Origin of the sequence: Xanthomonas sp. LF07-6, assembly GCF_034105445.1 — a bacterium.
GTDB lineage: Bacteria > Pseudomonadota > Gammaproteobacteria > Xanthomonadales > Xanthomonadaceae > Xanthomonas_A > Xanthomonas_A sontii.
In genome coordinates this window covers 1-13,649 of sequence record NZ_JAXGGI010000016.1, presented here as the reverse complement: position 1 = coordinate 13,649, position 13,649 = coordinate 1, and the positions used below count along the sequence as shown (strand labels likewise).

General features: G+C 68.4%; 16 protein-coding genes. 12 read left to right on the top strand and 4 right to left on the bottom strand.

The genetic code is table 11. The features are described from left to right. Nucleotides 1–65: 65 nt before the first annotated feature. The 3 genes from SLW56_RS18315 to flgA all read right to left on the bottom strand — a co-directional run bounded on the left by SLW56_RS18315 (nucleotide 66) and on the right by flgA (nucleotide 1,435). A complete protein-coding gene (locus SLW56_RS18315) occupies nucleotides 66–404 on the bottom strand; it encodes a flagella protein (protein ID WP_026143350.1) in 339 nt (112 codons plus the stop codon). A gap of 2 nt (nucleotides 405–406) precedes the next feature. Continuing rightward, the gene (gene flgM, locus SLW56_RS18310) at nucleotides 407–724 is read right to left on the bottom strand and encodes a flagellar biosynthesis anti-sigma factor FlgM (protein ID WP_026143351.1); all 318 of its coding nucleotides are present in this window, start codon (nucleotides 722–724) and stop codon (nucleotides 407–409) included. Nucleotides 725–790: 66 nt separating this feature from the next. Then, nucleotides 791–1,435, bottom strand: a complete 645-nt coding sequence (flgA, locus tag SLW56_RS18305) for a flagellar basal body P-ring formation chaperone FlgA (protein WP_295925810.1) — start codon at nucleotides 1,433–1,435, stop codon at nucleotides 791–793. Between the two features lie 113 nt (nucleotides 1,436–1,548). On the opposite strand from flgA, the gene SLW56_RS18300 reads away from it, so the two are divergent. The 12 genes from SLW56_RS18300 (at nucleotide 1,549) to flgL (ending at nucleotide 13,352) form a co-directional block, all read left to right on the top strand. Continuing rightward, nucleotides 1,549–2,499 (top strand): chemotaxis protein, encoded by a 951-nt coding sequence (locus tag SLW56_RS18300; protein ID WP_026143352.1) that lies wholly within the window; start codon nucleotides 1,549–1,551, stop codon nucleotides 2,497–2,499. A 172-nt stretch (nucleotides 2,500–2,671) separates the two neighbouring features. Continuing rightward, nucleotides 2,672–3,070, top strand: a complete 399-nt coding sequence (flgB, locus tag SLW56_RS18295; RefSeq protein WP_152236878.1) for a flagellar basal body rod protein FlgB — start codon at nucleotides 2,672–2,674, stop codon at nucleotides 3,068–3,070. 2 nt (nucleotides 3,071–3,072) lie between these two features. After that, nucleotides 3,073–3,480, top strand: a complete 408-nt coding sequence (flgC, locus tag SLW56_RS18290) for a flagellar basal body rod protein FlgC (RefSeq protein WP_017908570.1) — start codon at nucleotides 3,073–3,075, stop codon at nucleotides 3,478–3,480. Between the two features lie 41 nt (nucleotides 3,481–3,521). Continuing rightward, nucleotides 3,522–4,196 (top strand): flagellar hook capping FlgD N-terminal domain-containing protein, encoded by a 675-nt coding sequence (locus tag SLW56_RS18285; RefSeq protein ID WP_017908571.1) that lies wholly within the window; start codon nucleotides 3,522–3,524, stop codon nucleotides 4,194–4,196. A 29-nt stretch (nucleotides 4,197–4,225) separates the two neighbouring features. Then, the gene (flgE, locus tag SLW56_RS18280) at nucleotides 4,226–5,449 is read left to right on the top strand and encodes a flagellar hook protein FlgE (RefSeq protein WP_267094075.1); all 1,224 of its coding nucleotides are present in this window, start codon (nucleotides 4,226–4,228) and stop codon (nucleotides 5,447–5,449) included. Nucleotides 5,450–5,555: 106 nt separating this feature from the next. Continuing rightward, nucleotides 5,556–6,311, top strand: coding sequence for a flagellar basal body rod protein FlgF (locus SLW56_RS18275; RefSeq protein WP_017908573.1), 756 nt, complete (start codon nucleotides 5,556–5,558; stop codon nucleotides 6,309–6,311). 102 nt (nucleotides 6,312–6,413) lie between these two features. Then, nucleotides 6,414–7,199, top strand: a complete 786-nt coding sequence (flgG, locus tag SLW56_RS18270; RefSeq protein WP_017908574.1) for a flagellar basal-body rod protein FlgG — start codon at nucleotides 6,414–6,416, stop codon at nucleotides 7,197–7,199. A gap of 23 nt (nucleotides 7,200–7,222) precedes the next feature. After that, nucleotides 7,223–7,924 (top strand): flagellar basal body L-ring protein FlgH, encoded by a 702-nt coding sequence (flgH, locus tag SLW56_RS18265; protein ID WP_017908575.1) that lies wholly within the window; start codon nucleotides 7,223–7,225, stop codon nucleotides 7,922–7,924. Between the two features lie 8 nt (nucleotides 7,925–7,932). Then, complete coding sequence (locus SLW56_RS18260) at nucleotides 7,933–9,051, top strand: flagellar basal body P-ring protein FlgI (protein ID WP_017912877.1); 1,119 nt, start codon at nucleotides 7,933–7,935, stop codon at nucleotides 9,049–9,051. A gap of 1 nt (nucleotide 9,052) precedes the next feature. Then, the gene (gene flgJ / locus SLW56_RS18255; protein WP_267110235.1) at nucleotides 9,053–10,264 is read left to right on the top strand and encodes a flagellar assembly peptidoglycan hydrolase FlgJ; all 1,212 of its coding nucleotides are present in this window, start codon (nucleotides 9,053–9,055) and stop codon (nucleotides 10,262–10,264) included. A gap of 11 nt (nucleotides 10,265–10,275) precedes the next feature. Further along, complete coding sequence (gene flgK, locus SLW56_RS18250; RefSeq protein WP_320695269.1) at nucleotides 10,276–12,150, top strand: flagellar hook-associated protein FlgK; 1,875 nt, start codon at nucleotides 10,276–10,278, stop codon at nucleotides 12,148–12,150. Further along, nucleotides 12,147–13,352, top strand: a complete 1,206-nt coding sequence (gene flgL / locus SLW56_RS18245) for a flagellar hook-associated protein FlgL (RefSeq protein ID WP_017914297.1) — start codon at nucleotides 12,147–12,149, stop codon at nucleotides 13,350–13,352. The genes flgK and flgL overlap by 4 nt, the downstream gene beginning before the upstream one ends. Before the next feature lie 114 nt (nucleotides 13,353–13,466). Here the strand turns inward: flgL and SLW56_RS18240 are convergent. Further along, the coding region (locus SLW56_RS18240) for a hypothetical protein (RefSeq protein ID WP_320695268.1) at nucleotides 13,467–13,649 on the bottom strand (183 nt) is incomplete at its 5' end.

Below are 13,649 nucleotides of genomic sequence, written 5' to 3'. Positions count from 1 at the left end.
TGGATGCCCAATATACGCCGTTGCCGCCGGCGGATGCGCGTCCCGCAGTCGGACTGCGCCGCGGCTTAGGCGACCGCCAGCGGACGCTGGGAGAGCGGCGTGCTGGACTCGCCGTTGGCGTCGTAGGACGACGCGCTCTCGCTGCGGCCGAGGTGGCGCAGCGCCCAGTTGACCTCGCGTCGGCGCCGCGACAGCAGCGCGCCGTTGGCGCGATTGGCGTCGGCCAGCTCACGCAGCCGCAGTTCGGCCTCGGCGCCGGCGGGCACGTCGGCCTCCAGTGCGCGCAGTGCCGCCAGCTTGGCGCTGGTCGCCTGCATGAGGCCTTCCACGTTGTGATCCAACAACGCCTGGCGCTCGCCGGCGAGCGCGTCGCTGAGCTGCTGCAGGGGGTTGGTCACGGACATGTTCATGCGCCGAGTTGCCGATCCATGTCGATCATGCGGCTGGCGATCGCGTCGGGGTTGATCTTGTAGCTGCCATTCTGCAGCGCCGAGCGCACCGCATCGACGCGGCTGCTGTCCACCGCCGGCGCGGCCGACAGTTGGCGTTGCAGGGTCTGCAGACCGGACGCTTCGCCGGTCAGGCGCAGGCTATCGGTGGCTGCGGCCGCACCGACCGCACGCTCCTTGCCTTCCTCGGACGCGCCGGAGGCGGCCTTGGTCGAGACGGACGACGTGCGAAGGGTGGCCGGGCTCGGCAAACTCCCTTCAATTTTCTGGGTCATGACGGACATCCTGTTACGGGTTCGGTGTAGGTAACGGCACAGCGTCGGAGAACTTTAGCCGGATTCTTAGCGCGTCACTAAAACGTCGCCATTTTGTGACACAGTTCCCTGAACGATGCGCTTGGACGACAGGTTTTCGACGGTCACCCGCTCGTTCTCGCCCGCATCGCCCAGTGCACGTCCGGACATGCGCACTTCCAGGCCGCCACTGCGTGCCACCAGCGCCACATTGTCGCCGCGCCGGACCAGCCGCGGCGCGACCAGGTCGGTGGCGGACAGCAGGGTGCCGGCCGGCAGGGTTCGCCGCACCACCTTGCCGATCGCCGCTTCCGGCTCGGTCATCGCGGCGCCGACGATGCGCGCCGCGTCGCGCTTCTCGGGGACGATATCGGCCGCGCCGATGGTTTCTCCAGCGGACAGGCCGCGCGCCAGCACCAGCACATGCTGCATGCGCCGCACCTTGACCGGCACGAACAGCCGCCAGCCGGTGTCGCGCGGGCAGCTCACCTCCACGGTGGTGGTACCGGTCGGCTGCGCCTGCAACGGCACCGGGCACAGCGGCACCCGCACCGACGGGTCCAGGGTCGCCTCGGCATCGGCGTCGGCCCCGGCCAGGGACAGCGCCGCGGCGCGGATCGACTCCACCGACTGGAAGTCCGCGGCCCAGGCCGGCGTCGCCGCCAGCAGGACCAGCAATAGGATCGGGCGCATGGCCGTCTCTCTGGGAAAGGTCGCCGGCACCATGCAAAGGCCGTGCCGCAAACCGCACGACCGATCCGGACCGCGCCCTCAAGTTCCGCCGCGCAGGCGCCGATATGAACGCCATGAGTCATGACCTTCTCAACCGAATCGACCAGCGCACCCGCTTGGCGGGCCACAACCGGCTTGCCCTGCTGCTGTTCCGGCTGGGCGGTCGTCAGCTTTTTGGCGTGAACGTCTTCAAGGTGCAGGAAGTGCTGCGCCGGCCGGAGCTGTTCCAGGTGCCGGGGCTGCCGCTGCAATTCTCCGGCGTCGCCGACGTGCGCGGGCGCTCGGTGCCGGTGCTCGACCTGGGCCTGGCCATCGGCCATCCGGAGCGCGAGCCGAACGCGGACACCGCCCCAGGCTATCTGGTGGTGACCGAGTTCAACCGCTCGGTCCAGGGCTTCCTGGTCAGCGGCGTGGAACGCATCGTCAACATCGCGGTGGAGGACATCCATCCGCCGCCGGAACTGGGCGCCGAGTCCAGCTACCTGACCGCGGTGACCCGTTTCCAGGGCGAGTTGATCCAGGTGATCGACGTGGAAAGCGTGCTGGCCGACATCGCCCAGACCCGGGTCGAGGCCAACCTGGACCCATCGCTGGCGCTCACCGGCCCGCAGCTGCAGGTGCTGGTGGTCGACGACTCGCGGGTGGCGCGGCAGCAGATCCGCAGCGTGCTGGACCAGCTCGGGGTCGGCGCGACCCTGCTGTCGGACGGCCGCCAGGCCCTGGACCATCTCTTGCAGATCCACGCCGCCGGAGAGAATCCGGCCGAACGCTACGCCATGGTGATCTCGGACATCGAGATGCCGGCCATGGACGGCTACACGCTGACGACGGAAATCCGCCGTCACCCCGGGCTGGCCGGCCTGTACGTGCTGTTGCACACCTCGCTGTCGGGCGTGTTCAACAATGCGATGGTCGAGCGCGTGGGCGCCAATGCCTTCGTGGCCAAGTACAGCCCCAACGAGTTGGCCGAGTACGTGCTGACCCGGCTGCGGGTGGTCGCCGCGGCAGCGCAAGCGGCCGCCTGACCCGGGCAGCCCGACCCAGGCGCCGCGCCCCGTCAAGCGGCCGGGCTGACGCCCTATAGAAAGCGCGGACGCTGCCGGCGTCCCGCGACCGACCATCTGATCTTCCGGGCCCCGCGCCCCCTTTGGCACGCGCCTTGCCTGTGGTTTCGGCAACGAACCGCGGGATCGTGCCATGTCCAATCCGATCACAGCCTACTTCGGCGTCCATGGCGACGCCCTGCCACTGCGCGAGCAGCGCATGAAGCTGATCGCCAGCAACCTCAGCAACGTCGACACGCCCGGGTACAAGGCCCAGGACCTGGATTTCGACGCGGCGATGCGTGCCGCGCAGGGACAGCGCGAAGGCACCCAGCTCACGGTCGACGACAGTCGCCACATCGCCGTCGGCGGCGATGGCCTGAATCCGTTCCAGATCACCCGGGCCGCCAGCCAGCCCAGCATGGACGGCAACACCGTCGACCCGGACGCCGAACGCGCCGCCTACGGCCGCGCCGCGCTGGAGTACCGCGCCTCGCTGAGCTTCCTCGAATCCAAGGTGCGCAGCATGCTCACCGCGATCACGGGCCAATAAGCATGAGCAACCTGCCGATCTTCGACGTCGCCGGCTCCGCGCTGCAGGCGCAGTCGGTGCGCATGAGCACCATCGCCAGCAACCTGTCCAACGCCGATTCGGTGGCCGGTTCGGCGGAGGCGGCCTACAAGCCGATCGAGCCGATCTTCCAGGCGGTGCGTAACCCGCACGACAGCAGCCTGACCTCGGTCAACGTCAAGGAAATCGCCCAGACCAACGCACCGCCGATCAAGCGCTACGAACCCGGCCATCCGCTCGCCGACGCCGAGGGCTACATCTATTCGCCCGATGTGGACCCGGTCTCGCAGATGGTCAACCTGATCTCCGCCTCGCGCAACTACCAGGCCGGCGTGGAGGTGCTCAACACCGCCAAGGAACTGGCGCTGGCCACTCTGACCATGGGCCGCTGATCCGCCCTCCTTCCGCCGCGTCACGTCCCAGGACCGCTTCCATGAGCAGCGTCACCACCTCCACCGACACCTATTCCAGCCTGGGCCTGAGCGCCTCGGCCAACACCAGCACCACCAAGAACAAGGCGCTGCAGCAGGCGGACTTCCTGAAGCTGATGACCGAGCAACTGCAGCACCAGGATCCGCTCAAGCCGATGGACAACAGCCAGATGGTCGCGCAGATGGCGCAGCTGTCCACCGTGCAGGGCATCGGCGACCTCAACAAGACCGTCACCGCGCTGTCCTCGTCGATGAGCACCGACCAGGTGCTGCGCGGCGCCAACCTGATCGGGCACAAGGTGCTGGTGCCGTCGGCGACGCTGCCGCTGGGCGCCGAGGGCAGCACCGGCGGCCTGGTCGCGGCCAAGGCCGCCGGCGTGGTCGACGTCACCGTCAGCGACGCCACCGGCCAGCCGATCAAGAAGATCAGCCTCACCGCCGACAAGGCCGGCCAGCTCGATTTCGCCTGGGACGGCACCGACGCCAGCGGCAAGCGCATGCCGGCCGGCAGCTACAGCATCACCGCTGGGCAGACCGATGCCCAGGGCAACCAACTGTCCCTGTCCACCTACGTCCAGGCGCCGGTCGAGAGCGCCATCATCGGATCGGACGGCATCTATCTCGATCTGACCGGGCTCGGCACCACGCCGCTGACCAACGTCCTCCGCGTCAGCTAACGCCACGCCGACATCCACAGGAGTCCACCATGGGTTTCAATACATCGCTGTCCGGCCTCAGGGCGGCCAATACCGACCTCAACGTCACCGCCAACAACATCGCCAACGCCAACACCACCGGCTTCAAGGGCTCGCGCGCCGAGTTCGCCGACCAGTTCACGCTCAACGGCTACGGCCTGGCGCGCAACGCGGTGGGTTCGGGCGTGCGCGTCAGCAACGTCGCCCAGCAGTTCTCGCAGGGCACCATCGATCCGACCGGGCGCAGCCTGGACCTGGCCATTTCCGGCTCCGGCTTCTTCACCCTGTCCAACAACGGCGCCCGCGTGTACTCGCGCGCCGGCAACTTCCAGACCGACGCCAACGGCTATGTGGTCAATCCGCAGGGCGCGCGGCTGCAGGTGTTCCCGCCGGCGAGCAACGGCAACGGCTTCGCCGCCGGCACCTTGACCGACCTGCAGCTGCTGACCACCGACAGCCCGCCCAAGCAGACCAGCACGGTCAACCTGACCTTCACCCTGCCCGGCAACACCCAGCCGCCGACCGTGGCCACGTTCGATCCGAACGACGCCAACAGCTACAACAACTCCAGCGGCGGCACCACCGTCTACGACTCGCTGGGCGTGGCCCACGTGCAGACCTCGTACTTCGTCAAGACCTCCACGCCCAACCAGTGGACCGTCTACAACTACGTGGACGGCGTCGCCGCCGGCGGTGCCAGCACGCTGCAGTTCTCCAACAGCGGCGCGCTGGTCAGCCCGGCCGACGGCAAGATTCCGCTGGGCTCCTTCACCCCCGCCACCGGCGCCGGCACCCTGTCGCTGACCCTCAACGTGTTCGGGTCGACCCAGTACGGCGAAGCCTTCGCCCTGCGCGGCGCGACCCAGGACGGCTACGCCAGCGGCAAGCTCAACTCGATCAGCATCGACGAGAAGGGCATCGTCTACGCGCGCTACTCCAACAACGCCGACAAGGCGCTGGGCCAGATCGCGGTGACCAACTTCGTCAATCCGCAGGGCCTGAGTTCGCTCGGCGACAACGCCTGGGCGGAAAGCTCGGCCTCGGGCATCGCCCGCACCGGCTCGCCGGCGACCTCGGACTTCGGCAGCGTGCAGTCCGGCGCACTGGAATCCTCGACCGTCGACCTGACCGAGCAGCTGGTCAACATGATCGTGGCCCAGCGCAACTTCCAGGCGAACTCGCAGGTGATCTCGACCCAGGATCAGGTCACGCAGACCATCATCAATATGCGTTGATGACCACCGGGAATCGGGAATGGGGAAACGGGAATCGTAAACGCGGTTCCCGCCACCGACCTCCCGCTTTCCGCCATTCCCGATTCCCCATTCCCGGTTCCCTCCAATGGACAAAGCCCTCTACGTCGCCATGACCGGCGCCCGCGCGTCGCTGCAGGCGCAGGCCACCGTGTCGCACAACCTGGCCAACGTCGAGACCTCCGGGTTCAAGGCGGCGCTGGCCAATACCGAGGCCTATCGGATTCCTGGCGCCGGTTATCCGTCGCGGATCGATGCGCTGCACATCGACCAGGGGTTCAACCGCGACGTCGGCGCGCAGCACCAGACCGGCAATCCGCTGGATCTGTCGCTGGATGCCGATCGCTGGCTGGCGGTGCAGTCCGCCGACGGCAAGGAGGCGTACACGCGCGGCGGCGAATTGGCGCTGACCCCGAACGGCCAGCTGGTCACCGCCAGCGGCCATGCGGTGCTCGACGACCAGGGCAATCCGGTGGCGATTCCACCGCACCAGTCGCTGGAGATCGGCAACGACGGCACGGTGTCGATCGTGCCGCTGGGCGAAGCTCCCACCGCGATGAGCACCATCGCCACGCTGAAGGTGGTGCAGGCGCCGGCGGACCAGCTCACGCGCAGGCCCGACGGCCTGATGCGCAATGTCAGCGACGATCCGGCCAAGGCCTTTGCGCCGGCCACCGGCAATTCGCTGCGAACCGGGGTACTCGAGGGCAGCAACGTCGATGCCGCCGGCGCGCTGGTGCAGATGATCCAGTTGCAGCGCCAGTTCGAAATGCAGGTGAAGGTCATCAAGAACGGCGACGAGAACGCGCAGTCGGCCAACACCCTGCTGCGTCTGAACGGCTAAGGCACGCCGCGGCGCCAGCGGCGCCGGTTTGGCACGGCACGTGCATCACTCCCTGCGCCCCCGGCGCGTCGTGCCGGGGCCACCATCAGAGGAACTCGGGTCATGAATCAGGCTTTGTGGGTCGCCAAGACCGGACTGGATGCGCAGCAGACGCGCATGTCGGTCGTCTCCAACAACCTGGCCAACACCAACACCACCGGTTTCAAGCGCGACCGCGCCAACTTCGAGGACCTGCTGTACCAACAGCTGCGGCAGCCAGGCGGCGCCAGCTCCTCGCAGACGCAGCTGCCCTCGGGCCTGCAGGTGGGTACCGGCGTGCGCGTGGTCGCCACCGCCAAGGATTTCGAGCAGGGCAGCCAGCAGCAGACCGATCGCGCCCTGGACGTGATGGTCAACGGCCGCGGCTTCTTCGAAGTGCAGATGCCGGACGGCACCTCGGCCTACACCCGCGACGGCAGCTTCCAGATCGATGCGCAGGGCCAACTGGTCACCAACAGCGGCTACCCGATCCAGCCGGGCATCCAGATTCCGGAAGGCGCGCAGTCGGTGACCATCGGCTCCGACGGCACGGTGAGCGTGCAGGTCGCCGGTACCGCCGCGGCACTGCAGGTCGGCGCGCTGACCCTGACCGACTTCATCAATCCCTCCGGCCTGCAGGCCCAGGGCCAGAACCTGTATGTGGAAACCGCCGCCTCCGGGCCGGCGACGAACGGCACGCCCGGCCTCAACGGCCTCGGCAAGATCGCGCAGGGCGCGCTGGAAGGCAGCAACGTCAATGTGGTGGAAGAGCTGGTGAGCATGATCGAGACCCAGCGCGCCTACGAGATGAACGCCAAGGCCATCTCCACCACCGACTCGATGCTCGGCTATCTGAACAACAACGTCTGATCCCCTCGCCTCCGGAATCCGCCATGTCGCGCCTGTCCTCTCTCTCCTTCTCCGCCGCGCTGCTGCTGCCGGTCCTGCTCGGCGGTTGCGCCGGTCTGGGCGTGGCCGCCGGCGACGTGCGTCCGTACGCGCCGATGGCGCCGATCGTGCCGGTGATGGCGCCGCAGGCGCAGCCGACCGCGGGTGCGATCTACGCCGCCGGCCCCGGCCTGCAGCTGTACTCCGATCGCCGCGCCCGCGACGTCGGCGACCTGCTGACCATCACCCTGGTCGAAAGCACCAACGCCAGCAGTACCGCCAACACCAGCATCAGCAAGAAGGACGCGGTGACCATGGCCACGCCGACGCTGCTGGGCGCGCCGCTCACCGTCAACGGCACCAACATCCTCAACAACTCCACCAGCGGCGACCGCAGCTTCGCCGGCAAGGGCAACACCGCGCAGAGCAACACCATGCAGGGCAGCATCACCGTGACCGTGATGCAGCGCCTGCCCAACGGCAATCTGGTGATCCAGGGCCAGAAGAACCTGCGGCTGAACCAGGGCGACGAACTGGTGCAGGTGCAGGGCGTGGTCCGCGCCGCCGACATCGCCCCGGACAACACCATTCCCTCCAGCAAGGTGGCCGAAGCGCGCATCGCCTACGGCGGCCGCGGCGCGGTCGCGCAGTCCAACGCGATGGGCTGGCTGAGCCGCTTCTTCAACTCGCGCATCTCGCCGTACTGAGGCCCGCCATGACTCTTCTGTCCCTGCCCTGCCGCCTGCTCGCCGCCGTCGCCCTGTGCGCCGGTCTGGCCGCGCCGGCCGCGGCCGAACGCATCAAGGACCTGGCCCAGGTCGGCGGCGTGCGCAACAACGCGCTGGTCGGCTACGGCCTGGTGGTCGGCCTGGACGGCAGCGGCGACCGCACCAGCCAGGCGCCCTTCACCGTGCAGAGCCTGAAGAACATGCTCGGCGAGCTGGGCGTCAACGTGCCGGCCAACGTCAATCCGCAGCTGAAGAACGTGGCCGCGGTGGCGATCAGCGCGCAGCTGCCGGCGTTCGCCAAGCCGGGCCAGACCATCGACATCACCGTCTCCTCGATCGGCAACGCCATCTCGCTGCGCGGCGGCACCCTGCTGATGGCGCCGCTGAAGGGCGCCGACGGCCAGGTCTATGCGGTCGCGCAGGGCAACCTGGTGGTCGGCGGCTTCGGCGCGCAGGGCAAGGACGGTTCGCGGATCTCGGTGAACGTGCCCAGCGTCGGCCTGATCCCCAACGGCGCGACGGTGGAACGTGCGCTGCCGGACGTGTTCGGCAACACCGGCGAGATCACCCTGAACCTGCACCAGCCCGATTTCACCACCGTCTCGCGCATGGTCTCGGCGCTGGAAAGCACCTTCGGCCCCGGCAGCGCGCATGCGGTGGACGGGTCCACCGTGGCGGTGCGTTCGCCCACCGACCAGAGCGCGCGCATCGGCCTGCTGGCACGGATCGAGAACGTCGAGCTGTCGCCGGGTGCGGCACCGGCCAAGGTGGTGGTCAACGCCCGCACCGGCACGGTGGTGATCGGCTCGCAGGTCCGGGTCAGCCCGGCGGCGATCTCGCACGGCTCGCTGACGGTGACCATCAGCGAAGGCACCCAGGTCAGCCAGCCCAATGCGCTGAGTGGCGGCCAGACCGTGGCCACGCCCAAGTCCACCATCACCGCCACCAACGAAGGCAGCCGCATGTTCAAGTTCGAGGGCGGCACCTCGCTGGATCAGATCGTGCGGGCGGTCAACGAGGTCGGCGCCGCGCCTGGCGACCTGATCGCGATTCTGGAAGCGCTCAAGCAGGCCGGTGCCCTGAGCGCGGAGCTGGAGGTGATCTGAAATGCGTATCTCGGCCGCTCCCTTCGACCTGCACGCCTCTACCCAGAACGATCCGGCCAAGATCGACAAGGTCTCGCGCCAGCTCGAAGGGCAGTTCGCCAACATGCTGGTCAAAAGCATGCGCGAGGCCAGTTTCGGCAATTCGCTGTTCCCCGGCGAGAACCAGACCTTCCGCGACATGTACGACCAGCAGCTCGCCAAGGGCCTGACCGACGGCAAGGGGCTGGGCCTGGCGGCGATGATCTCCAAGCAGCTCGGTGGCGGCCAGCCGGCGGCGACCACGCCGGCCAATACCTCGCTGGGCGCGGCCAAGGCGGCCAAGGCCTACTCGCTGGTGTCCGGCCAGTCCGGCAACGGCCCGATGGCGCTGCAGGGCGAAGCCGCGCTTGCCGCCGGTGCCACGGCCGGCGCCGGCGTCGGCCCGTGGAGCGGCGGCGCCGAGGCGACCGCCGCCCCGCAGCAACAGGTGCTGGACATGATCGCCGGCCGCGAGAGCAGCGCCATGCACCAGGCCATTGGCAGCAGCCCGGCCGACGGCAGCGCCGGCCTGTCCTGGGCCGGTGCCGACGACCGCTGGTCGAACGTGCAGGCGGCCGCCGACAGCGGCACCGCCATCGATCCCAGCGCCGCCGCGGCCGCCAACGCCGCCGCGGCCAGCCTCGGCGAGCGCACCCCGGAAGGCTTCGTCGCCAAGATCTGGAACCATGCGCAGAAGGCCGCGCAGGAATTGGGCGTGGACGCGCGCGCCCTGGTCGCGCAGGCAGCGCTGGAAACCGGCTGGGGCCGCCGCGGCATTTCCCGCGGCGACGGCGCCAGTTCCAACAACCTGTTCGGGATCAAGGCCACCGGCTGGAACGGCGACCGCGTGACCACCGGCACCCACGAGTACGTGGACGGGGTCAAGCAGTCGCAGACCGCCGATTTCCGTGCCTATTCCTCGCCGGCGGAAAGCTTCGCCGACTACGTGCGCCTGCTGAAGACCAATCCGCGCTACCAGCAAGCACTGAAGGCCGGCACCGACATCCGCGGCTTCGCCCAGGGCCTGCAGCGCGCCGGCTACGCCACCGACCCCGCCTACGCAGCCAAGATCGCCGCCATCGCCGGCGGCCCGACCATCGGCCGTGCGGTGGCCGCGATCGGCAGCGCCGCCGCCGGCGGCATCGAGCGCGTGCTGGCCAGCACCGTCGATCCGTCCGGCCTCGTGCGCCGTTGAGGTAGCCGTCCATGTCCATCCTCTCCACCGGTACCGGCGCCCTGCTCGCCTTCCAGCGGGCCCTGTCCACGGTCAGCCACAACGTCGCCAACATCAATACCGACGGCTACAGCCGGCAGCGGACGACGTTCGCGACCACGGTCCCGAGCCAGTACGGCAGCGAGTTCATCGGCAACGGCACCCAGATCACCGACGTCTCCCGCGTCGCCGACCAGCTGGCGATCTCGCGCCTGTTCGACAGCACCGGCGAAGTCGCCCGGCTGAAGCAGCTCTCCAGCCTGTCCAGCCGCGTCGACGGGCTGTTCTCGGACAAGGCCACCAGCATCGCCGGGCAGTGGTCGAACTTCTTCGACGCCACCACCGGCCTGTCCTCCAACGCCTCGGCCAGCGCCAACCGGCAGAACCTGCTGGACGCCGGCAATTCGCTGGTCACCCGCTTCAAGCAGCTCAACGGCCAGCTCGACTCGCTCGGCAGCGAAGTCAACAACGGTCTGCTGGCCGGCACCGCCGAAGCCAACCGCCTGGCCACCGAGATCGCCAAGCTCAACGGCCAGATCGGCTCCAACGCCAATGCCGCCGCACCGGACCTGCTCGATCGCCGCGACCAGATGATCGGCCAGCTCATCGGCTACACCGGCGGCAGCGTCATCCAGCAGGACGGCGGGATGATGAACGTCTACACCTCCGGCGGCCAGGCGATGGTGGTCGGCACCAATGCGTCGACGCTGGTCACCAGTCCCGATCCCTACCAGCCGGAAAAGCTGCAGATCGCGCTGAAGACGCCTGGCGGCTCGACGCCGCTCAACAGCAAGGCGCTGGGCGGCCAGCTCGGCGGCTTCCTGGAGTTCCGCAGCAACGTCCTGGATCCGACCAAGGCCGAACTCGGCCGCATCGCCACCGGCGTGGCCAGCAGCTACAACCAGCAGCACCACGCCGGCATGGACCTGTACGGCCAGATGGGCGGCGATTTCTTCAACCTGCCGGCGCCGACCGTGGACGGCAACAGCGCCAACACCGGCACCGCGGCGTTCACCGCCAACGTCAGCGACTTGAGCAAGCTCGACGGGCAGAACCTGCTGCTGACCTACAACGGCACCGCCTGGAGCGCCAGCCGCGCCGACACCGGCGCCAGCGTCCCGATGAGCGGCTCCGGCACCAACGCCGATCCGTTCGTGGTCAACGGCGTGACCCTGCAGGTCTCCGGCACCGCCGCCAGCGGCGACAAGTTCCTGCTGCAGCCCACCGCCAATGCCATCAGCAAGCTGTCCGTAGCCATCAGCGACCCTTCGCGCATCGCCGCGGCGACGCCGATCCAGGCCAGCGCCACGCTCAGCAACCAGGGCACCGGCAAGGTCAGCAATGTCGCCGCGACCAACGCCACCAACGCCAACCTGCTGACGCCGGCGAACATCGCCTTCATCGATTCCACCCATTACTCGATCAACGGCGGCGCGCCGCAGACCTACACCGCCGGCCAGACCATCAGCGCCAACGGCTGGAGCCTGACCATGGACGGGGTCCCGTCCGCCGGCGACAGCTTCGCGGTGGGCCCGACCGGGGTCGGCTCGAGCAACAACGGCAACGCCCTGCTGCTGTCCAACCTGGACGATGCCAAGGCCTTCAACGGCGGCACCATCACCCTCAACGGTGCGGTGGCCGGTCTGACCACCACGGTCGGCTCGGCGGCGCGCCAGGCCAAGTACGCGGCCGATGCGCAGGACGTGATCCAGAGCAGCGCACAGGACGCGCGCGACTCGCTGTCCGGCGTCAACCTCGACGAGGAAGCGGCGGACATGCTGCGTCTGCAGCAGGCCTACCAGGCGGCCTCGCGCCTGATCTCCACCGCCGACACCCTGTTCCAGTCCATCCTGAGCGCGGTCCGATGAGCAATCGCATCTCCAGCGGCATGATCTTCAATCAGTCGCTCAACACCATGCTCGGCAAGCAGGCGACGATCTCGCACCTGCAGCAACAGCTCTCCACCGGTCAGCGCATCGTCAGTGCGGCCGACGATCCGGTCGCCGCGGGCACCGCGGTCAGCCTAGACCGCACGGTGGCCGCGCTGGCGCGCTTCGGCGACAACGCCAACAACGTGCAGAACCGGCTCAACCTGCAGGAAAACTCGCTGGCGCAGGCCGGCGACCTGATGGCGCGGGTCAAGGATCTGACGGTGGAAGCCAATAGTTCGGCGCTGACCACGCCCGACCGCAAGGCCATCGCCGCGGAGCTGAAGACCCTGCACGACAGCCTGCTGAGCCTGTCCAACAGCACCGACGGCTCCGGCCGCTACCTGTTCGGCGGCACCGCCGACGATGCGGCCCCGTTCGCCGTGGTCTCGGGCAACGTGGTCTACAGCGGCAACCAGACCCAGCGCAGCGTGGAAGTGGCACCTGACACCAAGGTCTCCGACACCCTGCCCGGCAGCGAGATCTTCATGCGCGTGCCCACCGGCGACGGCACCGTGGACGCGCATGCGGCCGCCGGCAACACCGGCACCGGCCTGCTGCTGGATTTCAGCCGCGACGGCTCCGGCAGCGCCTGGAACGGCGGCAGCTACAGTGTCGTGTTCACCGCCGCCACCACCTACGAGGTGCGCGACAGCAGTGGCGCGGTGGTCAACACCGGCACCTATGCCGCCGGCGAGAGCATCGGCCTGCCCGGCTTGAAGATGCGCGTGGACGGCGCCCCCGCCGCCGGCGACAGCTTCCAGATCGGCGCCTCGACCACCAAGAACGTGTTCTCCACCATCAGCAACCTGGTCAACCTGCTCAACACCGATCCGATCACTCCGGCCGCCAAGGCTGCGCTGCAGAACGGTCTGCAGTCGTCGATGCGCGACATCACCCAGGCCTCGTCGAAGATGATCGACGCGCGCGCCGCCGGCGGCGCCCAGCTCGCGGCGATCGACAACGCCACCGACCTGCGCGCCTCCAACGACGTGACCCTGAAGACCACCCTGTCCTCGCTGCGCGACCTCGACTACGCACAGGCGATCTCCCAGTACCAGCTGGAACAGTCGGCGCTGAAAGCGGCACAGACCATCTTTACCCAGATGCAGAGAATGTCGCTGTTCGACCGGCTCGGCTGATCGGCGATATACCGGATATACAGAAAGGCCCGGAGCGCGGCAACGCTTCCGGGCCTTTCGCGTTATACAAAGATCGTCATCGCCGCTGGATAGGTAGACAACGCGCAGGCAGCCCTAAAGTTTGCCGAAGTGCGGCCGAGAAAGGCTCTCCGCGGTGTTCCTGGTGTTTTGCGCATCGCCGGAACGGCAAATTTTCTGCAGTGAATCGCTAAAGGTTGCGAGCCTGTCGCCGTTACTTATATCACCAGCCGCACTGGCCAAATTGATGGCCCCCTGCGGAGACTCCAGGCACCAACC

What these genes read in the sequence shown, in the direction of transcription:
- flgG (WP_017908574.1), top strand. Translation starts at nt 6,414, where the DNA reads ATGAATCAGGCTTTGTGGGTCGCCAAGACCGGACTGGATGCGCAGCAG.
- SLW56_RS18285 (WP_017908571.1), top strand. Translation starts at nt 3,522, where the DNA reads ATGAGCAGCGTCACCACCTCCACCGACACCTATTCCAGCCTGGGCCTG.
- flgE (WP_267094075.1), top strand. Translation starts at nt 4,226, where the DNA reads ATGGGTTTCAATACATCGCTGTCCGGCCTCAGGGCGGCCAATACCGAC.
- flgM (WP_026143351.1), bottom strand. Translation starts at nt 724, where the DNA reads ATGACCCAGAAAATTGAAGGGAGTTTGCCGAGCCCGGCCACCCTTCGC.
- flgH (WP_017908575.1), top strand. Translation starts at nt 7,223, where the DNA reads ATGTCGCGCCTGTCCTCTCTCTCCTTCTCCGCCGCGCTGCTGCTGCCG.
- SLW56_RS18300 (WP_026143352.1), top strand. Translation starts at nt 1,549, where the DNA reads ATGAGTCATGACCTTCTCAACCGAATCGACCAGCGCACCCGCTTGGCG.
- SLW56_RS18260 (WP_017912877.1), top strand. Translation starts at nt 7,933, where the DNA reads ATGACTCTTCTGTCCCTGCCCTGCCGCCTGCTCGCCGCCGTCGCCCTG.
- SLW56_RS18275 (WP_017908573.1), top strand. Translation starts at nt 5,556, where the DNA reads ATGGACAAAGCCCTCTACGTCGCCATGACCGGCGCCCGCGCGTCGCTG.
- flgJ (WP_267110235.1), top strand. Translation starts at nt 9,053, where the DNA reads ATGCGTATCTCGGCCGCTCCCTTCGACCTGCACGCCTCTACCCAGAAC.
- flgA (WP_295925810.1), bottom strand. Translation starts at nt 1,435, where the DNA reads ATGCGCCCGATCCTATTGCTGGTCCTGCTGGCGGCGACGCCGGCCTGG.
- flgL (WP_017914297.1), top strand. Translation starts at nt 12,147, where the DNA reads ATGAGCAATCGCATCTCCAGCGGCATGATCTTCAATCAGTCGCTCAAC.
- SLW56_RS18315 (WP_026143350.1), bottom strand. Translation starts at nt 404, where the DNA reads ATGTCCGTGACCAACCCCCTGCAGCAGCTCAGCGACGCGCTCGCCGGC.
- flgC (WP_017908570.1), top strand. Translation starts at nt 3,073, where the DNA reads ATGAGCAACCTGCCGATCTTCGACGTCGCCGGCTCCGCGCTGCAGGCG.
- flgB (WP_152236878.1), top strand. Translation starts at nt 2,672, where the DNA reads ATGTCCAATCCGATCACAGCCTACTTCGGCGTCCATGGCGACGCCCTG.
- flgK (WP_320695269.1), top strand. Translation starts at nt 10,276, where the DNA reads ATGTCCATCCTCTCCACCGGTACCGGCGCCCTGCTCGCCTTCCAGCGG.